Here is a 23,858-nt window from a genome sequence, read left to right as displayed (position 1 = left end):
ACAAGAGGAACGTGAGGAGACATGACCGAATTCACACCTGTTCTGTCCGCCGCCGGCGGACTTCTCATCGGCCTCGCCTCGGTCGCGCTGATGGCCGCGATCGGACGTATCGCCGGTATCTCCGGCATGCTGGGCAACCTGCTGCCGCCGATCACCGACGGCGACTGGGGCTGGCGGCTGGCGTTTCTCGCCGGCATGGTCGCCGCCCCGCTCGTGATGCTGGCGGCGACCGGCCAGATGCCGCAGATCGAGGTTCCGGTGACCACCACGATGCTGGTCGTCGGCGGCGTGATCGCCGGCATCGGCGTCTCCTACGGCAGCGGCTGCACGTCGGGCCACGGCGTGTGCGGCATGGCGCGGCTTTCCGCGCGCTCGATCGCCGCGACCCTCACCTTCATGGCGACGACGGGCGTCACCGTCTATCTCGTGCGCCACGTCTTCGGAGGCTGATCCCATGGCCAAGATCGCGGTTTCCTTTCTCATCGGCATCGTCTTCGGCATCGGCATCCTGGTTTCGGGCATGGCCAATCCGGCGAAGGTGCTCAACTTCTTCGACGTCTTCGGCACCTGGGACCCGAGCCTCGCCTTCGTGATGGGCGGCGCGCTGGTGGTCACGGCCATCGGCTTCCGCCTCGTCCTGGCCAAGTCGCATCCGCTGCTCGCCAACGGCTTCGCCCTGCCCAGCAAGACGGATCTCGACCTGCGCCTGATCGGCGGGGCGGCGACCTTCGGCGTCGGCTGGGGCCTGTCCGGCTTCTGTCCGGGCGGCGCCGTCCCCGCGCTGGGGCTCGGTCGCGCCGAGCCGGTCATCTTCGTCGCCGCGCTCGTGGTCGGCATGGGGCTCGCCAAGATCGTCGAGACCGCCCGCGCCCGCACCGCCGCGCAAACGAGCTGACGGCCGGCCGGCCGAACAGGTCGGCCGCACACCCCAAGTCCAACACGATCCCTCAACGCAAACCCAAGGAGCGATCGAGATGAGTGCCCATTGCTACCCGGTCGACGTCGCGACCAAGCCCGACGTCACCGCCTTTTTCGACGAACCCACCAACACCATCTCCTACGTGGTGAAGGACCCCGCCTCCAACGCCTGCGCCGTCGTCGACAGCGTCATGGACATCGACTATGCGGCCGGCCGGATTTCCTTCGCCTCCGCCGACAGGATCATCGAGCACATCCGCGCCAATGGCCTTGAGCTGGAATGGCTGATCGAGACCCATGTGCACGCCGATCATCTCTCCGCCGCGCCCTACATCCAGGAGAAGCTCGGCGGCAAGATCGGCATCGGCGAGAACATCACCGTCGTGCAGGACACCTTCGGCAAGGTCTTCAACGAAGGCACCGAATTCCAGCGCGACGGGTCGCAGTTCGACCGGCTGTTCAAGGACGGCGACACCTACACCGTCGGCAAGATGAGCTGTTTCGCCATGCATACGCCGGGGCACACGCCGGCCTGCATGACGCATGTGATGGGCGATGCGGTCTTCGTCGGAGACACGCTGTTCATGCCGGACGGCGGCACCGCGCGGGCGGACTTTCCCGGCGGCGACGCGGGCGAGCTCTACCGCTCGATCCGCAAGGTGCTGACCCTGCCCGACAGTTTCCGCCTGTTCATGTGCCACGACTACGGCCCGAACGGCCGCGAGATCCGCTGGGAAACCACGGTCGCGGAGGAACGCCAGCACAATATCCACGCCCGCGACGGGATCACCGAGGAAGAATTCGTCAAGATGCGCACAGAGCGCGACGCGACGCTCGACATGCCGAAATTGATCATCCCGTCCATTCAGGTCAACATGCGCGCCGGGCGCCTGCCGCCCAAGGACGATCAGGGCAAGACCTTCCTCAAGGTGCCGGTCAACGAACTTTGACGACCGCGGACACCGCGGAAGGACAAACGACGCGAGGACAATCGGGCATGCAAACCGCCAAGGTCGACGACACGATCACCGTCGCCTACCAGATCCGGCCGGAGGACGTCGCGGCGATCCGCGACGCGGGCTTCGTCGCCATCGTCAACAACCGTCCCGACGGCGAGGCCTTCGACCAGCCGGCGGGCGCGGAGATCGCGGCGGCGGCGGAGGCGGCGGGGCTTTCCTACGCCAGCCTGCCGATCGGCCGCGAGGGGATCGCCCCCGATCTCGTCGAGGGCCTGCGCAAGATCCTCGACGCGGCGCAAGGCCCGGTCTTCGCCTTCTGCCGCACGGGCACGCGCTCCATCAACCTGTGGGCGCTGACCCAGGCCGGGCAGCGCGATCCGGACGAGGTGATCCGTCTGGCGGCCGAGGCCGGGTACGACCTCTCCGGCCTGCGCCCGGTTCTCGCCCGGCTCGCCGAAACCGGATAGTTGCGCGCCCGCGGAACGGGCGACGCTTCATTTCCCCCGACCGACCCCGACCGGGCGGACCGCGATCCGCCCGGACGGTACCTTCGTGCCTTTTGTCCGGAACCCTCCGGAACCGCCCGACCGCCAGGCGACACCGCCAAACGATCAAGACGAGACGCCCCCATGAAGAAGCTCGCGTCCTACCTCCCCATTCTCGACTGGGGCCGCAGCTACACGCGCGACACGGCGACCGACGACCTGATCGCGGCGCTGATCGTCACGATCATGCTGATCCCGCAGTCGCTGGCCTATGCGCTGCTCGCGGGCCTGCCGCCGGAGATCGGGCTTTATGCCTCGATCCTGCCGCTGGTCGCCTATGCGCTGTTCGGCACCAGCCGGGCGCTGGCCGTCGGGCCGGTCGCCGTGGTCTCGCTGATGACCGCCTCGGCGGTCGGCGAACTGGCGCAGCAGGGCACGCCGGAGTATCTCGGCGCGGCCATCGCGCTCGCCTTCCTGTCCGGCCTGATGCTTCTGGTGATGGGCGTGTTCCGCCTCGGGTTTCTCGCCAATCTCCTGAGCCATCCGGTGATTTCCGGCTTCATCACGGCCTCGGGTCTGATCATCGCCGCCAGCCAGCTCAAGCATCTGCTCGGCGTGCCGGCCAGCGGTCACAACCTGTTCGAGCTGGTGGTCGCGCTGGTCGCGGCGCTGCCCGAGACCAATATCTACACGCTCGCCGTCGGCGTTCCCGCCACGATCTTCCTGTTCTGGGTGCGCAGCGGTCTGAAGCCGCTGATGCGCAAGGCCGGCCTCGGCCCGCGCATGGCCGATGTGATCGCCAAGGCCGGCCCGGTCGCGGCGGTCGCGGTCACCACCGTCGCGGCGGTGGTCTTTTCGCTGGGCGACAAGGGCGTGCGCCTCGTCGGCGACATTCCCACCGGCCTGCCGATGCCGACGCTGCCGCCGGTCAGCCTCGACCTGTGGTCGCAGCTCGCCGTGCCGGCGCTGCTGATCTCGGTGATCGGCTTCGTGGAATCGGTCTCCGTCGCCCAGACGCTCGCGGCCAAGAAGCGCCAGCGCATCGTGCCCGACCAGGAGCTGATCGGGCTCGGCACGGCCAACATCGCCTCGGCCGTCTCCGGCGGCTATCCGGTGACCGGCGGCTTCGCCCGGTCGGTGGTGAATTTCGACGCAGGTGCGCGCACGCCGGCCGCTGGGGCCTTCACCGCCGTCGGCATTGCGCTGGCGACCCTGTTCCTCACGCCGCTGCTCGCCAATCTGCCGCAGGCCACGCTGGCCGCGACCATCATCGTCGCCGTGCTGTCGCTGGTCGACTTCAAGGCGCTCGGCCAGGTCTGGGCCTATTCCAAGAGCGATTTCGCGGCCATGGCCGGCACGATCCTCGTGACGCTCGGCTTCGGCGTCGAGACCGGCGTGGTGACGGGCGTCGCCGTCTCCGTCGCGCTCTATCTCTATCGCAACTCGCGCCCGCACATGGCCATCGTCGGCATCGTGCCGGGCACGGAGCACTTCCGAAACGTCAATCGGCACCAGGTGATCACCGGCGACAGCGTGCTGTCGGTGCGCGTCGACGAAAGCCTGTTTTTCGCCAACAGCCGCTATCTGGAAGACCGGCTGCTGGAATTCGTCGCCGAACGTCCCGCACTGAAACACGTCGTTCTGATGTGCACGGCGGTGAACGAGATCGACGCCTCGGCGCTGGAAAGCCTGGAGGAGATCAACCGCCGCCTGTCGGATTCCGGCGTCAGCTTCCATCTGTCCGAGGTCAAGGGACCGGTGATGGACCGGCTGGAGGGCACGGAGTTCCTGGCGCATCTGAGCGGGCGGGTGTTCCTCACCCAATACGAGGCGTTCGCCGCGCTCGATCCCGCCACCGCGCATATCGCGGAAGCCCGCAAGCCGCGCAAGGCGACCGAAGCGAACTTCTGGATCGGCCCGCAGATCTGATCGCCCCCGCCTTTATTGCAACGACCCGCCCGCGCCCTTGCGCCGGGTCGGGCGTTGGCGCATCTCTGATCTGCGGTGGCAACAGGCATCGGGACAGGAATGCAAGAGCCGGAGCGAGAGGAACAACGGGGGCACGATCCCGACACCGGTCTCGTCTGGCGGTTTCGCCCGGCGGGCCCGGACGCTGGGTCGGCGCAAGAAAGAGCAGCCGGGCCGTGCCTCGTCGTCGTCTATTCGCAGGCCCGGGTGGCGCCGGGGCGCTTCGGTCTGGAGCGGCTGTTTTCAGCCACGCGCCACGCCTGCCTGTTTCTCAACGCACCGGATGCCGGCTGGTACATCGGCTGCGAACAGGCAATCGACGCAGCCATTGACGCGGCGGTGCAGGCGGCACGCCCGGCGCGTGTCATCCATTACGGCGCCTCCAAGGGGGCCTATGGCGCGCTGCTGACCGGCCTGCGGCGCGGCGACGGGGCGATCTACGCCTTCGGTCCCGAATTCGAACTCGGCGCGCCCGGCACGCAAAGCGCGCAGCACATGCGCGGACACGTTCGCGGACCGGATCTGGCCGCCGCCTTGCGACGCGCCGAGGCCGGACCGCCGATCACGCTCGTCTTCGGCCTGTTCGACCCGGTCGATGCCGCCGGCGCCGCAGCGTTGATGGACACGACCCTGCCGGCGCGCGTCCGCCTGCTCACATTGCGGTCGTCGCACGCAAGCCACGACCATCTCTACAGCCAGAACGTCATCCGCAAGCTGATCGCCCGCTTCGACCGGAACCTCGATGCCCTTTGCGCCGACCGCGACCTTCTCGCGCGCGAGACACGGGCGGATCTCGTCCGCTTCGCCGATACGGGGCGGCGCTTCGCGCAGGGAGACCTCCCCGACGATCTCACCCGGCTGATGCCCGGCCATCCAAGCGAAGACCCGCATCTGCGCGCCAATGCCGGCCATGCGCTGCTCGCCGGGGAGATCCTGCTCGCCGCCGGACGGGCGCAAGAGGCGGCAGACCGCCTCGCGGCGCTTCAGGCCGGGCTTGACGCCGATCCCGCCTTGCGGGCCCTGCCCAAGCGCTGGCGCAAGCAGGTGTGGCGCGCGCGCCGGGCGGCGCTTGCCGCGGTCGGCGACGCGGTGCGGCTGGCCGATCTCGACCGCGCGATTGCGGAGCGCTTTCCCGAGGATCCGGACCTGCGCGCCCCGCTGCCCCGCCCCACGGTCCCCGATTGAGCGCGCAGCCTCACGCCGTTTCGGGCCGCGCCGTGTCGGGCTACACCGTATCGGGCCCCACCGTGTCGGCCCAGGGCGTCGGCCGGCCGAGATAATGCCCCTGGGCGTAGCGCACGCCGAGGTCGGCGAGGGGCGCGAAGCCGTCCGCGTCCTCGATGTATTCCGCCACCGTGGGCAGGTCGAGCGCCTCGGCCAGTCCGACCACGCCGGAGACGGCCGCGCGCTTGACCGGATCGCCGGCGATGCCGGAGGTCAGAACGCGGTCGATCTTGATCATGTCGAAGGCGTTTTCCCGAAGCTGGGAGAAGGATGAAAACCCCTTGCCGAAGTCGTCGAGCGTCACCCGGCAGCCGAGACGGCGCAGATCGCCGAGACAGGTCCAGCTTGCGGCCGTGAGGCGGGTGATCGCGGTTTCCGACACCTCGACGACGAGCTTTTCGGCAATCGCGGGGGCGGCCTGCAGCCGCTCCAGAAGCGGATCGACGAAGGCGGCGCTGCCCAGCGCGTCGTGCGACAGGTTGATCGCGACCGGCAACTCCGGCGGGCGCCGCTCGAGACGGTCCAGCACCGCCTCGACCATCCAGCGGTCGACGTCGCGCATCAGGCCGTGACGCTCGGCGGTGGCCAGAATGAGCGAGGGGCCCTGGAGCGTCCCGTCCGGCATGGCGAGGCGCAGCAGGATCTCGTGCATCACCGGCGCGCGCGTTTCCACGTCGACCACCGGCATGCGTTGCAGCGACAGGAGGCCCGGTTCGGCGAGCGCCTGCTCGATCAGCGTGAGATGATGCACTTCGGTGCGCCGGGTCGCGGTGATGCCGTCCCGGGCCCGATGCTCCACCAGCCGGCGGCCGCCCGCCGCCTTCGCCTGCATGCAGGCGTGATCGGCCCATTGCAGGACGTTGCCGATGTCGGCGTCCTGCGCGCGCACCATGTCGCGGGTCACGGTGGCGAGCCCGAGGCTCGCGCCGCTGCGGAAGGTCATGCCCTCGCTGGCGAAATGATGGCGGTCGAACGCCTTGAGAATCCCGCCGCACAGGGCGCGGGCGTACTCCCGGTTCTCGCCGTCGATCACGAAGCCGAACTCGTCGCCGCCGATGCGCGCGACATGCACCGTGTCGGACGCGAAGGACGCCAGCCGCTCGGCGATGCTTTGCAGGAAGCGGTCCCCCGCGCCGTGGCCGGCCGTGTCGTTGACGATCTTGAAGTCGTCGAGATCGATGAAGACCACGCTGAAGCCGCTGAGTGTCACATTGCCCTCGGCCAGCTTCGTCAGGCGCAGGTCGAGCCATTTCTCGAAGGCGCGGCGGTTGGCGAGCCCGGTGAGATCGTCGGCCAGCGCCAGCTTTTCCAGCCGGTCGGCGAGCCGTCGGTTTTCGGTCACGTCACGCAGGGTGACGACCGCCCCCTCGATGGCACCGGACCCGTTGCGGAACGGCTCGAGCCGCGCCCCGATGATCACGGCCCGACCGTCCGGCGCCGTGGTGTCAAAATCATACTCCACCGTTTCGCCGGCGAAACAGCGCTCGAGGGTGGGTTTGACCTCCCGTTCGAACCGCTGCTGGCCGACGAGCCTCTCGACCGGGCGCCCGACGAAGTGCTCCGGTTCGTCGCCATACCAGCGCGCATTGCTCTCGTTGGTCATCTTGTAGCGATAGTCGCGGTCGATGATGGAGATGCGATCGGCCATCTGCGAGATGACGCTCTTGTACATGCGCAACGCATCGTCCGCGCGCTTGAGCTCCGTGACGTCGCGCCCGAAGGCGGCGACGCCGATGACCGTGCCCTTCGTGTCGCGGACCGGCTGATAGGTCACATCGTAGTAACGCCGCCCCTTGCCCGGCACGTCGACGCCGGCCTGCAGCGTCGTCGCGACACCGGACAACGCCTTGTCGAGCTGCGGGCGCCGATACTGAAAGACGGAAGGGCCCACCAGATCCGCGACGGTGCGGCCAATGGCATGATCGCGCGTGTGCCCGCCGATTTCGGCATAGAGCGCATTCGCCTCGCGGACGACATAATCCGGCGTGCAATAGTAGATGGGATCGGGCGACGCCGCGATCACCCGGGCATGCAGGCCGTCCTCGATGCCATGCGACCCGCTGCCGGTGCGCCGAGGATCCGCGTCCTCACGATCCGTCATCGTCGTGCCTCGCCCAACTCCAGTCCCCCCAACCAGAATCCGGACCCTCAGTGCCCGAAACGGCCCCTCGCCCGGCAGGCATGCGCTCAACCATCCTAAAAATGCCTCTAAGGAATCCCATGAAGACAACCTGTGCAGATCGAAAGTTCACGTGTGAATAAAAGCTATAAATGACCTATCGAAAATAAGGATGTGATTCGGTGATTCGCAACCTGACTCTTTCCGTGTTTTTGACAGTATCGATATCCGGAAACGCCGCCGCATCCCCTGCGGAATGTGGCAGGGCCTCCTGGTATCAGCTGCGCGGCCTCACCGCGAGCGGCACCCAGGCCGACCCGGAGGCCCTCACCGCGGCCCACCCGAGCCTGCCCTTCGGCACGCGGATAACCGTCACCAACCTCGCCAATGGCCGAAGCATCGCGCTGACGGTGGTCGACCGCGGCCCCTTCGTCCGGGGCCGGATCGTCGACGTGTCGCGGCGCGCGGCGCGCGAGCTCGGATTTCTGAGGCAGGGGGTGACCCGCGTCCGCGTCGAACCGGAGGGGGCGCAGGGCGACACGGCGACGTGTCGATGACCCGCTCCGCCCGCCGGGGCGTCGCACGCGTCGGCCATCCGGGCCGTTTCGGCGGAAGGAAATGGATCGGGGTCCCGGGCCTGAGGGGCCGCGTGGAAGAAAGTTGGTCCTGATCGCGAGGAGGGAGGGGGGGAACCCCGCGATCAGGACCGCCGCATCTCCATGACTGAAGACACACCGATACGAACAGGATTCGCGGCGCCTGCAAAGCCGAAATGCCCGCGCCTCTCTCAGGTGTCGATCTCGGGCGCCGGTCACCCCCGGGACGGCGCGGCGTCCGGGATCAACTCCGGGGTCGCCTCGTCGGCGTTCTCGCGTGCCACCTCCCTGTGCAGCCAGTCGCGGAACGCCCCGGCGATGGGGCGCAGGGTTCGGTTTTCGGGAAACACCAGATGATAGGCGGAGGGCAGTCGCAGGACGTGGTCGAACAATTGCACCAGGCGTCCCTCGTCCAGTTCCTCGGCGACGAAGAACCGCGGCACCAGCGCCGCGCCGAGATCATGCGCCGCCGCCTGGGCCATCATCACGAACTGCTCGAAGCGCGGCCCCTGGAAGGCAAGGTCGGTATCGACGCCGGCGCATTCGAACCACTGCCGCCACGCGAGCGGCCGGGTCGACTGGTGCAGCCGCATCAGCGGCGCCAGATCGGCGGGCGTCTCGATGCGGTGGCGGTCGCGAAAGCGGGGCGAGGCGACGGCGATCACGTCCTCGCGAAACAGCGGCTCGGCGATCGCCCCCGCCCACACCGGATCGCCGTAGTGGATCGCCGCGTCGAAGGGCTCCTTGGCGAAATCGAAGGGGCGCAGGCGCACCGCGAGATTGAGGCTCGCCGTGGGATGCACCGCCACGAAACGGGCCAGACGCGGCGCCAGCCACCGGGTGCCGAAGGAGGGCAGGGTCGCCAGATTGAGCACGTCCTCGTTGCCGGCGAAGGACATGACCTGACGCGTCGCCGCCGTGAGGCTTTCCAGCGCCCCGCGCACGTCGTGCAGATAGAGCCGGCCGGCATCGGTCAGCACGATGCGCTGGCGCACCCGCTTGAACAGCTCGACGCCGAGCCGGGTCTCCAGATGGCGCACCTGCTTCGACACCGCGCCCTGGGTAAGATGCAGCTCCTCGGCCGCCCGGGTGAAGCTGCCATGCCGGGCCGCGCACTCGAAGGCGATCAGGCTGTCGGCGTGGGGAACGAATCCGCGTTTCAAAGCCTATTCCATTCACTCATGAACTCGGGACACAATATCACTTTCGCAACGCCTGCCCAGACAAGACACTCCGGCGGCGTGAAATTGCTGCCCGGGCGGTCGCCGCCTTGTAACGGATCCGCGTGCACGCATGCACCGTCCCGTATTGCCGGTGCCGATACCCGTCCCGGGACACCCCGACCCTTGTGCGAGTGCCGTGCGGCCCGCGCGACCGTGGAGGAAACGAAAGACCATGACCGCCAACACCGCTCTTCAGCCGAAATCCAATCCGACCGGCGGCGGCAGCTTCATGTGGGACGACCCGTTCCTGCTGCGCGACCAGCTGAACGAGGACGAGATCCTGATCATGGAGACGGCCCGCGCCTATGCGCAGGACAAGCTCCTGCCGCGCGTCCTGTCGGCCTATGCGAACGAGCGCACCGATCGCGAGATCTTCAACGAGATGGGCGAGCTCGGCCTGATCGGCGTGACGCTGCCGGAAGACTACGGCTGCGCCGCCGCCTCCTATGTGGCCTACGGCCTGGTGGCGCGCGAGATCGAGCGCGTCGATTCGGGCTACCGCTCGATGAACTCGGTGCAGACGTCGCTGGTCATGTATCCGATCTACGCCTATGGCGACGAGGCCCAGCGCAAGAAGTACCTGCCCAAGCTCGCCTCCGGCGAATGGGTCGGCTGCTTCGGCCTGACCGAACCGGACGCCGGCTCCGATCCCGCCGGCATGCGCACCCGCGCCGAGAAGATCGACGGCGGCTACCGGCTCAAGGGATCCAAGATGTGGATCTCCAACTCGCCGATCGCCGATGTCTTCGTCGTCTGGGCCAAGTCCGACGCCCATGACGGCGCGATCCGCGGCTTCGTGCTGGAAAAGGGCATGAAGGGCCTCAGCGCGCCGAAGGTCGGCGGCAAGCTCTCCCTGCGCGCCTCCATCACCGGCGAGATCGTCATGGACAACGTCGAGGTCGGCGAGGACGCGCTGCTGCCGAACGTCTCCGGCCTGAAGGGTCCGTTCGGCTGCCTCAACCGGGCCCGCTACGGCATCTCCTGGGGCGCGCTCGGCGCGGCGGAAGACTGCTGGCACCGCGCCCGCGACTACGGCCTGGAGCGCAAGCAGTTCAACAAGCCGCTCGCCCAGACCCAGCTCTTCCAGAAGAAGCTCGCCGACATGCAGACGGAGATCTCGCTCGGCCTGCAGGCCTCCCTGCGCGTCGGCCGTCTGTTCGACGAGGGCCGCGCGGCGCCGGAGATGGTGTCCATCGTCAAGCGCAACAATTGCGGCAAGGCGCTGGACATCGCCCGCCAGGCCCGCGACATGCACGGCGGCAACGGCATCCAGGAAGAGTACCACGTGATGCGCCACGCGCAGAACCTGGAGACCGTCAACACCTACGAGGGCACGCATGACATCCATGCGCTGATCCTCGGCCGCGCGCAGACCGGCCTGCAGGCGTTCTTCTGATCTCGGCACGACGCGAAAATTCGTGCTAGCGTTGGACGCGGGCGATTCCTCGCCCGCGTTTTTCGTTTCCGCTCAGCATGTTCGCCCTGCCAACGAGATCACAGCCATGACCCAGACCCGCGTCGACGTCGCCATCGTCGGCGGCGCCGTGATGGGCTCCTCCATCGCCTGCCATCTCGCCATGGACCCCGGTTTCAACGGATCGGTCCTGGTGATCGAGAAAGACCCCTCCTACGCCCGCTGCGCCTCGGCGCTCTCCGCCGCCTCGATCCGCCAGCAGTTCTCCACCGCCGTCAACATCGAGATCTCGCTCTACGGCATCGACTTCCTGCGCGAGATCGGCACGCGTCTCGCGGTCGGCGACGACCGGCCCGCGATCGACCTGCACGAGGGCGGCTACCTGTTTCTCGCCACGCCCGACAGGCGCGACCTTCTGGAGGCCAACCACGCCCTGCAGACCCGGCTCGGCGCGGATATCGTCTTCCTCGAGCCCGACGGCCTGCAAGAGCGCTTTCCCTGGCTCAACGTCGACGACGTGGCCGCCGGTTGCTGGGGCGCGCGCGGCGAGGGCTGGTTCGACGGCTACGGGCTGATGCAGGCCTTCCGCAAGGCCGCCCGGGCCCGCGACGTGCCCTATCGCGCCGGCGAGGTGGTGGCCGCCGCGCGCGACGGCGACGGCTTCCGGCTGACGCTGGCCGACGGCGACACGGTGCTGTGCGACCGGCTCGTCAACGCCGCGGGCGCGAGCGGCGCCGCGCGCCTTGCCGCCGATCTCGGCGTCGACATTCCCGTCGTCAGCAAGAAGCGCATGATCTTCACCTTCGACTGCCGCGAGGCGGTCGCGGGCTGTCCGCTGCTGGTCGACCCGACCGGCACTTACGTGCGCCCCGAAGGCACAGGCTTCCTGTGCGGATCGGCCCCGCCGGAGAGCGACGATCCGGAGACGGACGACTTCGAGGTCGACCACACGTTCTTCGAGGAGCATCTGTGGCCGACGATCGCCCATCGCGTGCCGGCCTTTGAGGCGATCAAGCCGGGCGCCGCCTGGGCCGGGCATTACGACATGAACCTCTTCGACCACAATGCGCTGCTCGGTCCGGTCGACGGCGTGCCGGGGTTTTTCCTGTGCGCGGGCTTTTCCGGCCACGGGCTGCAGCAGGCACCGGCGGCGGGGCGCGGGATCGCGGAGCTGATCGTGCACGAGCGTTACCGCACGCTCGATCTCACGCCGCTTCATCTGGCCCGCATCGCCGAAAATCGGCCTGTCGCGGAACGCAACGTCGTTTAAACTGCAGAACGAATGCGCCGCCCGGGGGCGGCCTTCGCCACGTTTCGCGCGGGCCGCGTCCGGCCGCCGCGCCAGCCCACTTTGCGGGAGGATACCGTGACGCTTGCCCATGGCCGCCAGGTCCTGATGATCCCCGGACCGACGACGGTCCCCGACGCCGTTCTGCAGGCCATGCACCGGCCGGCCATCGACATCCGCCAGGGCGAGTTGGTCGACATGACCGACCGCTGTCTGGCCGACCTGAAGACGCTGTTCGGCACCGCCGGGGAGACCTTCATCTATGCCGCCAACGGCCATGGCGCCTGGGAGGCGGCGCTGTCCAACACGCTGTCGCGCGGCGACCGGGTTCTGGTGCTGGAATCGGGCCGCTTCGCACGCGGCTGGGGCGAGATGGGCGCGCGCCTGGGGCTCGACGTCGAGCTGCTTCCCGGCGACTGGCGCCGCGCCGTCGACCCGGCCGCGCTTCAGGCGCGGCTGGCGGCCGACGACGCCCATGAAATCAAGGCCGTTCTGGTCGTCCAGATCGACACCGCCTCAGGCGCGCTCAACGACATTCCCGCACTGCGCCGTGCACTCGACGCGGCCGGTCATCCGGCCCTCTTCATGGTCGACACCATCGCCTCGCTCGCCTGCGTGCCCTTCGAGATGGACGGCTGGGGCGTCGATCTCTCCGTCAGCGCCACCCAGAAGGGCCTGATGACGCCGCCGGGCCTGTCCTTCGTCGCCGCCGGCCCGCGCGCCATGGCCGCCCATGCCTCGGCCGGGCTCGTCACCCATTACTGGGACTGGACGTTCCGCATGGGCGCGGCGCATTACCAGAAATACTGCGGCACGCCGCCCGAGCATCTGATCTTCGCCCTGCGTGCCGCGCTCGATCTGCTGCTCGCCGAAGGACTTGCGGCCGCGCAGCGCCGCCATCGGCTGCTGGCCGAAGCCGTGCGCGCGGCGGTCGCGGTCTGGGCGCAAGCCGGAGCCCTCGCGTTCAATATCGAACGCCCGGAAGAACGGGCGGATTCCGTCACCGTGGTGCTGATGCCCGACCACGATCCGGAGCGGTTGCGCCGCTTCTGTCTGGAGACCTGCGGGGTCACCATCGGCGAGACCATCGCCGAGATCCACGGCCACGGCTTCCGCATCGGCCACATGGGACACGTCAACGCGCCGACCGTGCTCGGGGCGCTGGCAAGCGTCGAGATGGGCCTGTCGGTGCTCGGCATCCCGCATGGGGCGGGCGGCGTTCAGGCCGCGACCGAGCATCTCGCGACAGCGCTTGCCTCCGAGCGCAGGACGCAGGCGGTCCCGGCGGCGGCGGCCGGCTGACGCCTAGCGGGGACGCATCCCGGTTACGCAAGCGCCCCGGTGCGGCCTGCGCCTCAAAGAGCCGCTTCGATCTCCGCGACGATCGCTTGCGCCGCCGCGCGCGGGTCGGGCGCGGTGACGACGGGGCGCGCGACCACCAGATAGTCGGCACCCTGGCGGATCGCATCCGCCGGCGTCATGATCCGCTTCTGGTCGCCGGCGGCGGAACCGGCGGGGCGGATGCCCGGCGTCACCGCCACCAGATCGGGACCGAGCACGCCGCGCAGGTCGCCGACTTCCTGCGGCGAGCACACGATCCCACCCATGCGGGCGGCGCGCGCATCCGCCGCGCGGGCGCGCACCAGATCCGGCACCGAGCCCGCATAGCCGGCCTCGTGCAGATCGCTTTCGTCCATCGAGGTCAGCACCGTCACGCCGAGCAGGCAGAGGTCGCCACCGACGTTCTCCAGCGCCTGAACGGCGGCGCGCATCGCCTTGGGGTAGGCGTGGATGGTGACGAAGCGCACGCCCATGCGCGCGATGTTCTCCACCGCCTTCATCACCGTGTTGTCGATGTCCAGCAGCTTCACGTCGAGGAAGATGCTGTGGCCGGCGCGGGCCAGCTCCTCGGCGAAGGCCAGCCCGCCGGCGAACTGCAGCTGCATGCCGATCTTGTAGGTGCCGACCGCGCCTTCCGTCCGGCGCACGATGTCGCGGGCCTCGTCGACGCTCGGCACGTCGAGGCCGACGATCAGCCGGTCGCGGGCGGTGCGCGGGGCAAACCGCGGATGCATCGGGGCGGTCTGCATCGAGGCAGACTGGGGCAAAGGATCGGGGGCGGTCATCGCAAATCGGTCTCCGGACGGTCGAGGCGGGCGCAAGGCGTCTCCCGTTCTCTTACGCGAGGTGTGCCCGGTTTGGCCAGATCCCCGGCCGGGTCCTCTTCCGGCACGCGCCCGATCCATCGAACCGGCCGCGCGCCGCGTGAGGTATTTCCATGCCCGCACCCGCCTGATACAAGGCGCTGACACCGGGTCGACCGCACGCTCCGGGCCGATAGGAAAGACGTTTTCGATGCGCACTGCCTCCATCTCGCGCGAGACCAAGGAAACCGACATCGCCGTCACGGTTTCCCTCGACGGCACCGGCGCCTATGACATCGCGACCGGCGTCGGCTTTCTCGACCACATGCTCGAGCAGTTGGCCCGCCATTCGCTGATCGACATCACGGTGAAGGCGCGCGGCGACACGCATATCGACTTCCACCACACCACCGAGGATGTGGGCATCGCGCTCGGCCAGGCGCTCAGGCAGGCGCTCGGCGACATGACCGGCATCACCCGCTACGCCGACTGCCATCTGGCGATGGACGAGGCGCTGACGCGCTGCGCCCTCGACGTCTCGGGCCGGCCGTTCCTGGTCTGGGACGTGAGCTTTTCGCGCGACAAGATCGGCGACTTCGACACGGAGCTGTTCGAGGAGTTCTTCCGCGCCTTCGCGATGAACGCCGGCATCACGCTCAACATCGCCGGCCTGACCGGCACCAATTGTCACCATATCGCCGAAACCTGCTTCAAGGCGGTGGCGCGCTGCCTGCGCAAGGCCGTGGAACCCGACCCCCGCCAGGCGGGCCGCATCCCCTCCACCAAGGGGCAGCTCGGCGGTTGAGCCCGCGCGCCGCGCGGCAAGGAGGCGTATCGTGACGATCTACACCGTGATGATCCCGCCGGGCGCGCGGCCGGGCGAGATGACCGACGAGGCCTTCGACCGCACCGTCTTCATCAAGGAAGGGTTCTGCTGGCCGGCGCTGTTTGTCGCGATCCCCTGGATGCTCGTCCACCGGCTGTGGCTGGTGCTCCTCGTCTATCTCGTCGTCGGGCTGCTGCTGGAAGCGAGCGCGCAGGCGCTCGGCGGGGCCGTGCCCGGCGTCGTCGCGGCCGCCTTTTCGCTGCTCGTCGCGCTGGAGGCGAACGAATTGCGCCGCTGGACGCTGGAACGGCGCGGATGGCGGCTGGCGGGCGTCGTCGAGGGCGCGACGCGCATCGATGCCGAACGCCGCTTCTTCGCCGGGTTTGCCGCCGCCGCGGCCCGCGCGCCCGATCCCGCTCCTGCGGCCGCGCCGGCGCCGCCGAGCCCGCCCGCGCCGGCGCGCGCGCCGCGCATCGGCGGACCCCAGGTGATCGGCTTCACGCCCGCGCCCCCGCGCGGCACCTCCTGACCCGAACCCGACCTGCCACGGACAGTTCCATGCTCATCGCCATCATCGACTACGGATCCGGCAACCTGCGCTCGGCGGAAAAGGCGTTCGAACACGCCGCCCGCGGCCATGGCGCCAATCCGCGGGTGCGCGTGACGGCGGACCCGGACGTGGTGGCACGGGCCGACCGGATCGTGCTGCCCGGCGTCGGCGCCTTCGCCGACTGCCGGCGCGGGCTCGCCGCGGTCGACGGCATGACCGAGGCGCTGGTCGACGCCGTGGAGACGAAGGGCCGCCCCTTTTTCGGGATCTGCGTCGGCATGCAGCTGATGGCGACACGCGGGCTCGAATTCGAGACGGCGCAGGGCTTCGGCTGGATCCCGGGCGACGTCACCGCGATCACCCCGGACGACCCCGACCTGAAGATCCCGCACATGGGCTGGAACACGCTTCAGGTCACCCGCCCGCACCCGGTGCTCGCGGGGCTCGAAACCGGTCGCGACGGAGGCCATGCCTATTTCGTGCATTCCTACCACCTGAAGGCGGAGACCCCCGACCACGTTCTGGCGACCGCCGACTACGGCGGCACGATCACCGCGATGGTCGGCCGCGACACCATGATCGGCACCCAGTTCCACCCGGAAAAGAGCCAGAAACTCGGCCTCGCGCTGATCGCCAACTTCCTCGACTGGGCGCCTTAGGGGATTCACAAACGTGCTTGCATGATTATATGCTGCAAGTGGCGATGGAGAGTGAAATGGCGAAAGTCGGCAAGCCGGTGTCGCGCAGCGGACACGTGACCTATTCAATGCGTCCTCACAAGCAGGGACGCGGCGTGTTCTCGGATGTCAAACTCCCGGATGGCACGATCATTCGCAGGGTTGACGAATCCGTTCATCGTGCAGGCCTGAAGCGTGTCAAAGAGGCCTTCCGGAAGCATGAAGTGAAAGAACCGGCGTGAGCCAGTCGGGCGATTCAAGTGCGGCCACGCCGGAAGCCTACAACAAGGTCTTCGAGTTTTACGCAGAAGACACGGACAACGATATCGATCTCGTCGGCTTCGTTGCTTACGCCCTCTATAAGCGGCAGAAGCGCGACTGGATCCTGAAGCATCTTGAAGACAAGCATCGTCGGCCGACCGACGAGGAGATTTCTGCTGTCATCACCAGCTATCTGACGGATGACATGCGTAGAACGCTCCGCGACCGTGCATCCGATCTGCTCAGTCAATATGCGGAAGAGTACGTGTCAGCGCTGGAGCCCAGCATTCGCGAAAATGCCGTAAACAGCGAATCACTGGTCCGCGTACGCGAAATCAAAGAGGAAATCGCGAGACAGACCGGGTTCTGGCAACAGGTGAAAACGGGGCTCGCGGCATCAGTCATATGGACCGGCATTCTCATCGTCGTCTTGGCTGGAGCGGCGTTGTTCGGTACAGACCTCAGCGAAGCTTGGCGTACCCTCAATCCATCCACGAACTGAGAGCTCCCCGAATCGACATGCCCCTTCTCTTTCCCGCCATCGACCTCAAGGGCGGCCAGTGCGTGCGCCTCAAGCTCGGCGACATGGACCAGGCCACCGTCTTCAACGACGACCCGGCCGCCCAGGCCCGCGCCTTTCAGGACCAGGGCTTCTCCTGGCTGCATGTGGTCGATCTCGACGGCGCCTTCGCCGGCGAAAGCCGCAACGGGGCCGCGGTCGACGCGATCCTCGCCGCGACCTCCAATCCCGTCCAGCTCGGCGGCGGCATCCGCACCATGGCCCATATCGAGGGCTGGCTCGACAAGGGCATCACGCGCGTGATCCTCGGCACCGTCGCGGTGCGCGATCCCGAACTGGTCAAGGCCGCCTGCGCCGCCTTTCCGGGCAGGATCGCCGTGGGCATCGACGCGCGCGCCGGCAAGGTCGCCGTCGAAGGCTGGGCGGAAACCTCTGAACTCGCCGTCCACGATCTCGCCGCCCGCTTCGAGGACGCGGGCGTTGCCGCCATCGTCTACACCGACATCGACCGCGACGGCGTGCTGGCCGGCATCAACTGGACGGCGACCCTCGATCTCGCCAACCGCACGTCGATCCCGGTGATCGCCTCGGGCGGCCTCGCCTCGATGGACGACGTGAAGCGCCTCGCCGCGCCCGACTGCGCCCGGCTTGCCGGCGCGATCTCCGGCCGCGCGCTTTACGACGGGCGTCTCGACCCGGCCGAGGCGCTCGCCGCCCTGTCGGCCGCCTGATCCCGGGGCCCGCGCGCGGTCGTGTGCCTGCTCCCCGTGGTTTCCCGTCTTTGCAGTTTCGCGCCCGCGCCGTTATGCTGCGCCCGCGAAACGCCCTGCGAGGTTCCGCCAAGATGCTGAAAGCGCGTGTCATTCCCTGTCTGGACGTGAAGGACGGCCGTGTCGTCAAGGGCGTCAATTTCGTCAATCTGGTCGATGCCGGCGATCCGGTGGAGGCCGCCAAGGCCTATGACGCGGCCGGCGCCGACGAATTGTGCTTCCTCGACATCACCGCGAGCCACGAGGGCCGCGACACGATCTACGACGTGGTCCGGCGCACGGCGGAAGCCTGTTTCATGCCGCTGACCGTCGGCGGCGGCGTGCGCAGCGTGGAGGACATCCGCAAGCTGCTGATCGCCGGGGCCGACAAGGTGTCGATCAACACCGCCGCGGTGAAGACCCCGGAGTTCATCCGCGAGGCGGCCGAAAAATTCGGGTCGCAGTGCATCGTCGTCTCCATCGACGCCAAGCAGGTCAACGCGCCCGGCGAGCCGGAGCGCTTCGAGATCTTCACCCACGGCGGGCGCACACCGACGGGGATCGACGCGGTCGCCTTCGCCAAACGCGCCGTCGAGCTCGGCGCCGGGGAATTGCTCGTCACCTCGATGGACCGCGACGGCACAAAGCTTGGCTTCAATCTGGCGCTGACGCGCGCCATCGCGGATGCCGTGCCTGTTCCGGTGATCGCCTCGGGCGGCGTCGGCACGCTCGATCACATGGTCGAGGGCATTCGCGACGGCCATGCGACCGCCGTGCTCGCCGCCTCGATCTTCCATTTCGGCACGCACACGATCCACGAGACCAAGGCCCATATGGCGGCGAACGGCGTGCCCGTTCGCATGGACGCGTGAGCGGCGCGCCGCGAACCCGAAGGATCTGTTGAACCAATGACCGGCTTCACACTCGCGGATCTGGAGCGCATCATCGAGGCGCGCGCGGCAAGCGACGACCCGGCGTCCTATACGCGCAAGCTGATGGACAAGGGCGTGCCGAAGATCGCCCAGAAGCTCGGCGAGGAGGCGGTCGAGACGGTCATCGCCGCGCTGGACGAGGATGCCGCCGGGCTGACCGGCGAAACGGCGGATCTTCTGTATCACCTGCTCGTGCTGCTGAAGGCGCGCAACGTGCCGCTCGACGCGGTGATGGCGGAACTGGCCCGGCGCACCGGACAGAGCGGACTGGAGGAAAAGGCGTCGCGCACCGCGGACTGACGGGTCCGCGGACCTAAGGCGCGCGACGGGACGAAGAGCGCTCCCCCGCAAGACGGCAAGGGGCGCGGCTTCGCACGGGTCGGGGGGACCCGGAGACGGATTGGGGCATGATGGTCGCCATGGAACAAAGTCTCGGGAAGATCACCGAGGAGGAGCTGTCGCCGTATCGGGTGTTCAGCGAGGCGGAATGGGCGCGGCTCAGGGCCGACACCCCGATGACGCTGCGCGCGGAGGAGGTGCGGCGGCTTCAAAGCCTCAACGACCCGGTCTCCATCGCCCAGGTGGAGTCGATCCTGCTGCCGCTGTCGCGGCTGCTCGCCTATTACGTGGAGGCGACCCAGCAGCTCCACCGCGCCACCAACCGGTTCCTCGGCTCCAACGAGGTCAAGAACCCCTTCATCATCGGCATCGCCGGCTCGGTCGCCGTCGGCAAGTCGACCACCGCCCGCCTGCTGCAGGCGCTGATGGCGCGCTGGCCGGCGAGCCCCAAGGTGGATCTCGTCACCACCGACGGCTTTCTCTATCCCAACGCGGTGCTGGAAGCGGAAGGGCTGATGCGGCGCAAGGGCTTTCCCGAAAGCTACGACCGGGCGACGCTGCTGAAGTTCCTGTCGGACCTCAAGGCCGGCAAGCGCAACGTCCGCGCCCCCGTCTACTCGCACTTTTATTATGACGTCATGCCGGGACAGTTCGTCACCGTCGACCGGCCCGACATCCTCATCCTCGAGGGCCTCAACGTGCTGCAGACCACCAATCTGCCGCGCGACGGCAAGGAAATCCCCTTCGTTTCGGATTTCTTCGACTTCTCGATCTACATCGACGCGGACGAGGACATCCTGCACGACTGGTACGTGTCGCGCTTCATGCGCCTGCGCGAGACCGCCTTCCGCGATCCCGGCTCCTACTTCAACAAGTATTCCACGGTGGCCGAGGACGAGGCGCTGGCGATTGCCGAAGGCCTGTGGCGCGAGATCAACCTGGTCAACCTGCAGGAAAACATCCTCCCGACCCGCCCGCGCGCCGACCTGATCCTCGGCAAGGGCAGCGATCACGCGATCAACGAAGTGCGGCTCAGAAAGCTGTGAGCCCGCGCCGGGGTCACGCCGGCTTCATGCCGTTCTTCGCCAGGATCTCACCGGCCAGATAGAGCGAGCCGCAGATCAGCACGCGCGGCGGCGTATCGTGCGCCTCGACGCGGGCGCGCAGGTCGGCGAGCGCCGCCTCGAGCCCCGCGAAGGGCGACGCGGCAAGCCCCGCCTCGCGCGCGGCCTCGGCCAGATCCTCGGGCGGGCGAAAGGCATCGGTGGAGGCCAGCGGAACGGTCGCCACATGACGGGCCAGCCCCGCGAAGGGCCGAAAGAAGCCGACCGGATCCTTGGTCTTGAGCATGCCCGAAATGAGATAGAGCGGCCGGTCGGCGCGCTCCTGCTGGGCGCCCATGACGGCGGCGACCGCCACGCCCGCGCCGGGGTTGTGCCCGCCGTCGAGCCACAGTTCGGTGCCCGGCGGGCATTGGTCGAGCAGCGGCCCGTGCCCGAGCGGCTGCATGCGCCCCGGCCAGTCGACGGACACAAGGCCCTGTTCGATGGCCGCCGTCGCCGGAAGACGGCCGGCGGCCCGCAAGGCGGCGATCGCCATGCCGGCATTGACCGCCTGATGCGCGCCGAAGAGCTTCGGCGCCGGCAGGTCCATCAAGCCGCCCTCGTCCTGATAGACGAGCCGGCCGTTTTCCTCAAAAGCCATGAAATCCCGGCCGAAGACGGACAGCGGCACGCCGCGCTGTGCCGCGATCTTCTCGATCACGGCAAGGGCTGCGTCGGGCTGCGGCGCGATGACGGCCGGCGCGCCGGGCTTCAGGATGCCGGCCTTTTCCGCCGCGATGGTTTCGATGGAGCCGCCGAGATAGCGTTCGTGATCCATCGACAGGGGCGTGATCAGACTGGCGAGCGGGGCGTCGATCACATTGGTCGCGTCCAACCGCCCGCCGAGGCCCACCTCGAGCAGCAGGACGTCCGCCGGTTCTTCGGCGAAGAGCCAGAAGGCGGCGGCCGTCGTGATCTCGAAGAAGGTGATCTCCGCGCCGGCGTTGGCCTGTTCGCAGATGTCGAGCGCCTCCACGAGGCGCGCATCGCTCACCAGCCGGCCGGCCAGGCGGATGCGCTCGTTGAAGGCGACGAGATGCGGCGAGGTATAGACGTGGACCTTGAGGCCGGCGGCCTCCAGGATCGCGCGCATGAAGGCGGTGGTCGAGCCCTTGCCGTTGGTGCCGGCAATGTGAAGCACCGGCGGCAGGCGGTCCTGCGGGCGGCCGAGCGCCGTCATCAACCGCTCCATGCGGCCGAGCGAGAGGTCGATCTCGCGCGGATGCAGCGCCAGAAGCCGGTCGAGGATTTGCGTGACCTGATCCATCGTCGAAGCCCGTCAGACGGCGCGCCGCGCCCGTCGATCGTCCTGGAATACGCCCGGTCCGGAGACTGGTCCGGAGATCCTTGGGCGGCACTTGCCGGGGCCGGACATTCCATGCATTTCGCCCTGCAGTCCGTCCTGCCTTACGCGCCCGCCCGGTCGCGCGCAAGGCCGGACCCCGGCGGTGTCGCGTCTGCGCAACGCCCGTGCCGGTCCGGGACCGGCACGGCCTGCGTCAGCCGGCCTTCGGGGCCTCGCGCGGCGCGGTTTCCTCGTCCCCGGCATCCTTGTCGGGGGCCGCGCCGGTCGCGGCCTCGGGCTCCGGATCCGCGGTCGCGTCGGTCGCGGGCGCCTCGGACGTTTCCGGCTCCGCTGCGACGAGGTCCTCCGGCTCCGGCGCGCTCACCGGCGTCTGCATCAGCACGGCGCAGATACGCGCGATGGTCTCCGGCAGATCGTGGCGATGCACCACCAGGTCGACCATGCCGTGATCGTAGAGATACTCGGAGCGCTGGAAGCCCTCGGGCAGCTTCTCGCGGATCGTCTGCTCGATGACGCGCGGGCCCGCGAAGCCGATGAGCGCGCCGGGCTCGGCGAGATGCACGTCGCCGAGCATCGCGTAGGAGGCCGTCACGCCGCCGGTGGTCGGATTGGTGAAGACCACGAGAAACGGCAGGCCCGCCTCGCGCATCATCTGCACGCCGATCGTCGTGCGCGGCATCTGCATCAGGGACAGGATGCCCTCCTGCATGCGCGCGCCGCCCGACGCGACGAAGAGCACGAAGGGCGTCTTGCGCCGCACGGCTTCCTCAAGCCCGGTCAGCACCGCCTCGCCGGCGGCCATGCCGAGCGAACCGCCCATGAAGGCGAAATCCTGCACCGCCGCCGTCACGGGCATGCCCTTCAGGAGCCCCGTGGCCACGGTCACCGCGTCGTTGAGGCCGGTCTTGCTGCGGGCCTCCCGCAGCCGGTCCGTATACCGCTTCTCGTCGCGGAACTTCAGCGGATCGGCCACCACCTCCGGCGTCTCGACGACGTCATAGGCGCCGTTGTCGAAGAACAGCTCCAGACGCTTCTTGCCGGCGATGCGCATATGGTGCCCGGAACTCGGCACCACCCACTGGTTCGCCTCCAGATCGCGGTGGAACACCATCTCGCCGGTCTCCGGACACTTGATCCAGAGGTTCTCGGGCACGTCCCGCTTCTGCAGCAGGCCACGGATTTTCGGGCGAACGAGGTTGTTGATCCAGTTCAAGGCAGGTTCCGTTCGTGTCTCGTCGGGTCCGGCGGCTCAGGGCTTCCGCGCGCCGATCAGTCTTGCGCGCCGATCACTGGGGCCGGGCGCGGCGCACGCCCTCGGCCAGGCTGGCGACGCGCTCCGTGACCGCCGCCACTGTCTTATCCGTCGCCTTTCCGGCATCATCAAGGCTTTCGCGCACGGCCTCGACAAGCACGGAGCCGACCACGACGCCATCGGCGTCGCGCCCGATCACCTCCGCGTCCTCCGCCGTCTTGACGCCGAAGCCCACGGCCACGGGCAGATCGGTGTGCCGCTTGATGCGCTTCACCGCCTCGGCCACGCTCGCGCGGTTGGAGATCGTCGCGCCGGTGATGCCGGTCACGGAGACGTAGTACACGAAGCCCGAGGTGTTGGCGAGAACCGCCGGCAGGCGCCTGTCGTCGGTCGTCGGCGTCGTCAGGCGGATGAAGTTGAGCCCCGCCTCCAGCGCCGGCAGGCAGAGCTCGTCGTCGGCCTCGGGGGGAATGTCGACCACGATCAGCCCGTCGACGCCGGCCTCGACGGCTTCCCTGACGAAGACCTTCGGGTCGCGCACGTAGATCGGATTGTAATAGCCCATCAGCACGATGGGCGTGTCGTCGTCGTGCGTGCGGAAGGCCCGCACCATGTCGAGCGTGTCGTCCATGCGCTGGCCGGCGGCGAGCGCGCGCTGGGTGGCGCGCTGGATCGGCACGCCCTCCGCCATGGGGTCGGAAAAGGGCATGCCGAGTTCGATCACATCGGCGCCGGCGCCGGGAAGCGCGTCGAGGATCGCCTGCGACGTCGCCCGGTCGGGGTCACCCGCCGTGACGAAGGTCACAAGGGCCGGCCGGTTTTCCGCCTTCACCGCCGCAAAGCGGCGGTCGATCCGCGTGTTCGTCATGTCGCCTCGTCCCGCGCTTGAGATGCCCGCCCGCCACGGTTGGCGGGCGCGCATCGGTGTAGGGTCGGAAGCGACCGGCTGTCAATCGACGCGAGGTCGGCCGGCGCTTTTCCGCGTTGTTTTGCCCGCAGGACCCC

At 68.5% G+C, this 23,858-nt stretch carries 25 protein-coding genes; 19 read left to right on the top strand and 6 right to left on the bottom strand.

Going from position 1 to position 23,858, the window contains the following annotated elements:
* Nucleotides 1-21 precede the first annotated feature (21 nt).
* The 6 genes from ABL312_RS18285 (at nucleotide 22) to ABL312_RS18260 (ending at nucleotide 5,515) form a co-directional block, all read left to right on the top strand.
* Complete coding sequence (locus ABL312_RS18285; RefSeq protein ID WP_349358835.1) at nucleotides 22-450, top strand: YeeE/YedE family protein; 429 nt, start codon at nucleotides 22-24, stop codon at nucleotides 448-450.
* A 4-nt stretch (nucleotides 451-454) separates the two neighbouring features.
* Entirely contained in the window at nucleotides 455-895 is a 441-nt protein-coding gene (locus tag ABL312_RS18280; protein ID WP_349358834.1) for a DUF6691 family protein, read from the top strand.
* 79 nt (nucleotides 896-974) lie between these two features.
* Nucleotides 975-1,868 (top strand): MBL fold metallo-hydrolase, encoded by an 894-nt coding sequence (locus tag ABL312_RS18275; RefSeq protein WP_349358833.1) that lies wholly within the window; start codon nucleotides 975-977, stop codon nucleotides 1,866-1,868.
* Between the two features lie 47 nt (nucleotides 1,869-1,915).
* Nucleotides 1,916-2,344, top strand: a complete 429-nt coding sequence (locus ABL312_RS18270; protein ID WP_349358832.1) for a TIGR01244 family sulfur transferase — start codon at nucleotides 1,916-1,918, stop codon at nucleotides 2,342-2,344.
* Between the two features lie 162 nt (nucleotides 2,345-2,506).
* The gene (locus tag ABL312_RS18265; RefSeq protein WP_349358831.1) at nucleotides 2,507-4,291 is read left to right on the top strand and encodes a sulfate permease; all 1,785 of its coding nucleotides are present in this window, start codon (nucleotides 2,507-2,509) and stop codon (nucleotides 4,289-4,291) included.
* A 99-nt stretch (nucleotides 4,292-4,390) separates the two neighbouring features.
* Nucleotides 4,391-5,515, top strand: coding sequence for a hypothetical protein (locus tag ABL312_RS18260; protein ID WP_349358830.1), 1,125 nt, complete (start codon nucleotides 4,391-4,393; stop codon nucleotides 5,513-5,515).
* Nucleotides 5,516-5,555: 40 nt separating this feature from the next.
* Here ABL312_RS18260 and ABL312_RS18255 read toward each other — a convergent pair whose 3' ends face one another.
* Nucleotides 5,556-7,655, bottom strand: a complete 2,100-nt coding sequence (locus ABL312_RS18255; RefSeq protein ID WP_349358829.1) for an EAL domain-containing protein — start codon at nucleotides 7,653-7,655, stop codon at nucleotides 5,556-5,558.
* A gap of 200 nt (nucleotides 7,656-7,855) precedes the next feature.
* On the opposite strand from ABL312_RS18255, the gene ABL312_RS18250 reads away from it, so the two are divergent.
* A complete protein-coding gene (locus ABL312_RS18250; protein ID WP_349358828.1) occupies nucleotides 7,856-8,230 on the top strand; it encodes a septal ring lytic transglycosylase RlpA family protein in 375 nt (124 codons plus the stop codon).
* Between the two features lie 254 nt (nucleotides 8,231-8,484).
* On the opposite strand, the gene ABL312_RS18245 is transcribed toward ABL312_RS18250, so the two are convergent.
* Nucleotides 8,485-9,432: a LysR substrate-binding domain-containing protein gene (locus ABL312_RS18245; RefSeq protein WP_349358827.1), complete on the bottom strand. Its 948-nt coding sequence runs from the start codon at nucleotides 9,430-9,432 to the stop codon at nucleotides 8,485-8,487.
* A 232-nt stretch (nucleotides 9,433-9,664) separates the two neighbouring features.
* Here ABL312_RS18245 and ABL312_RS18240 point away from each other — a divergent pair, with 232 nt between their 5' ends.
* The 3 genes from ABL312_RS18240 (at nucleotide 9,665) to ABL312_RS18230 (ending at nucleotide 13,496) form a co-directional block, all read left to right on the top strand.
* The gene (locus tag ABL312_RS18240; protein WP_349358826.1) at nucleotides 9,665-10,888 is read left to right on the top strand and encodes an acyl-CoA dehydrogenase; all 1,224 of its coding nucleotides are present in this window, start codon (nucleotides 9,665-9,667) and stop codon (nucleotides 10,886-10,888) included.
* 106 nt (nucleotides 10,889-10,994) lie between these two features.
* Nucleotides 10,995-12,176 carry an FAD-binding oxidoreductase gene (locus ABL312_RS18235; protein WP_349358825.1) on the top strand — a complete coding sequence of 394 codons (1,182 nt, stop codon included), beginning with the start codon at nucleotides 10,995-10,997 and terminating at the stop codon, nucleotides 12,174-12,176.
* Nucleotides 12,177-12,272: 96 nt separating this feature from the next.
* Nucleotides 12,273-13,496 (top strand): aminotransferase class V-fold PLP-dependent enzyme, encoded by a 1,224-nt coding sequence (locus ABL312_RS18230; RefSeq protein ID WP_349358824.1) that lies wholly within the window; start codon nucleotides 12,273-12,275, stop codon nucleotides 13,494-13,496.
* Nucleotides 13,497-13,549: 53 nt separating this feature from the next.
* Here ABL312_RS18230 and pyrF read toward each other — a convergent pair whose 3' ends face one another.
* Complete coding sequence (pyrF, locus tag ABL312_RS18225; RefSeq protein ID WP_349358823.1) at nucleotides 13,550-14,269, bottom strand: orotidine-5'-phosphate decarboxylase; 720 nt, start codon at nucleotides 14,267-14,269, stop codon at nucleotides 13,550-13,552.
* 280 nt (nucleotides 14,270-14,549) lie between these two features.
* Here pyrF and hisB point away from each other — a divergent pair, with 280 nt between their 5' ends.
* The 9 genes from hisB to coaA all read left to right on the top strand — a co-directional run bounded on the left by hisB (nucleotide 14,550) and on the right by coaA (nucleotide 20,238).
* On the top strand, nucleotides 14,550-15,143 hold the full coding sequence (gene hisB / locus ABL312_RS18220) for an imidazoleglycerol-phosphate dehydratase HisB (protein ID WP_349358822.1): 594 nt from the start codon (nucleotides 14,550-14,552) through the stop codon (nucleotides 15,141-15,143).
* Between the two features lie 31 nt (nucleotides 15,144-15,174).
* Entirely contained in the window at nucleotides 15,175-15,693 is a 519-nt protein-coding gene (locus ABL312_RS18215; RefSeq protein WP_349358821.1) for a DUF2628 domain-containing protein, read from the top strand.
* A 29-nt stretch (nucleotides 15,694-15,722) separates the two neighbouring features.
* Nucleotides 15,723-16,373, top strand: a complete 651-nt coding sequence (gene hisH / locus ABL312_RS18210; RefSeq protein ID WP_349358820.1) for an imidazole glycerol phosphate synthase subunit HisH — start codon at nucleotides 15,723-15,725, stop codon at nucleotides 16,371-16,373.
* A 56-nt stretch (nucleotides 16,374-16,429) separates the two neighbouring features.
* Nucleotides 16,430-16,633, top strand: a complete 204-nt coding sequence (locus ABL312_RS18205; RefSeq protein ID WP_349358819.1) for a hypothetical protein — start codon at nucleotides 16,430-16,432, stop codon at nucleotides 16,631-16,633.
* Entirely contained in the window at nucleotides 16,630-17,154 is a 525-nt protein-coding gene (locus tag ABL312_RS18200; RefSeq protein ID WP_349358818.1) for a hypothetical protein, read from the top strand. The genes ABL312_RS18205 and ABL312_RS18200 overlap by 4 nt, the downstream gene beginning before the upstream one ends.
* 17 nt (nucleotides 17,155-17,171) lie before the next feature.
* Complete coding sequence (gene hisA / locus ABL312_RS18195) at nucleotides 17,172-17,903, top strand: 1-(5-phosphoribosyl)-5-[(5-phosphoribosylamino)methylideneamino]imidazole-4-carboxamide isomerase (protein ID WP_349358817.1); 732 nt, start codon at nucleotides 17,172-17,174, stop codon at nucleotides 17,901-17,903.
* 113 nt (nucleotides 17,904-18,016) lie between these two features.
* Nucleotides 18,017-18,793 carry an imidazole glycerol phosphate synthase subunit HisF gene (hisF, locus tag ABL312_RS18190; protein ID WP_349358816.1) on the top strand — a complete coding sequence of 259 codons (777 nt, stop codon included), beginning with the start codon at nucleotides 18,017-18,019 and terminating at the stop codon, nucleotides 18,791-18,793.
* A gap of 36 nt (nucleotides 18,794-18,829) precedes the next feature.
* The gene (locus ABL312_RS18185) at nucleotides 18,830-19,153 is read left to right on the top strand and encodes a phosphoribosyl-ATP diphosphatase (RefSeq protein WP_349358815.1); all 324 of its coding nucleotides are present in this window, start codon (nucleotides 18,830-18,832) and stop codon (nucleotides 19,151-19,153) included.
* Nucleotides 19,154-19,260: 107 nt separating this feature from the next.
* Nucleotides 19,261-20,238 (top strand): type I pantothenate kinase, encoded by a 978-nt coding sequence (gene coaA, locus ABL312_RS18180; protein ID WP_374730150.1) that lies wholly within the window; start codon nucleotides 19,261-19,263, stop codon nucleotides 20,236-20,238.
* A 13-nt stretch (nucleotides 20,239-20,251) separates the two neighbouring features.
* Here the strand turns inward: coaA and ABL312_RS18175 are convergent, their stop codons facing one another.
* From ABL312_RS18175 to trpA, 3 genes are all read right to left on the bottom strand, one after another.
* Nucleotides 20,252-21,562, bottom strand: coding sequence for a folylpolyglutamate synthase/dihydrofolate synthase family protein (locus ABL312_RS18175; protein WP_349358814.1), 1,311 nt, complete (start codon nucleotides 21,560-21,562; stop codon nucleotides 20,252-20,254).
* A gap of 232 nt (nucleotides 21,563-21,794) precedes the next feature.
* Nucleotides 21,795-22,814, bottom strand: a complete 1,020-nt coding sequence (gene accD / locus ABL312_RS18170) for an acetyl-CoA carboxylase, carboxyltransferase subunit beta (protein ID WP_349358813.1) — start codon at nucleotides 22,812-22,814, stop codon at nucleotides 21,795-21,797.
* 73 nt (nucleotides 22,815-22,887) lie between these two features.
* Complete coding sequence (gene trpA, locus ABL312_RS18165; protein WP_349358812.1) at nucleotides 22,888-23,721, bottom strand: tryptophan synthase subunit alpha; 834 nt, start codon at nucleotides 23,719-23,721, stop codon at nucleotides 22,888-22,890.
* Between the last annotated feature and the right edge of the window lie 137 nt (nucleotides 23,722-23,858).

The sequence above is a fragment of the Stappia sp. genome (assembly GCF_040110915.1).
Classification (GTDB): domain Bacteria; phylum Pseudomonadota; class Alphaproteobacteria; order Rhizobiales; family Stappiaceae; genus Stappia.
This window is presented reverse-complemented; position numbering and strand designations above follow the sequence as displayed.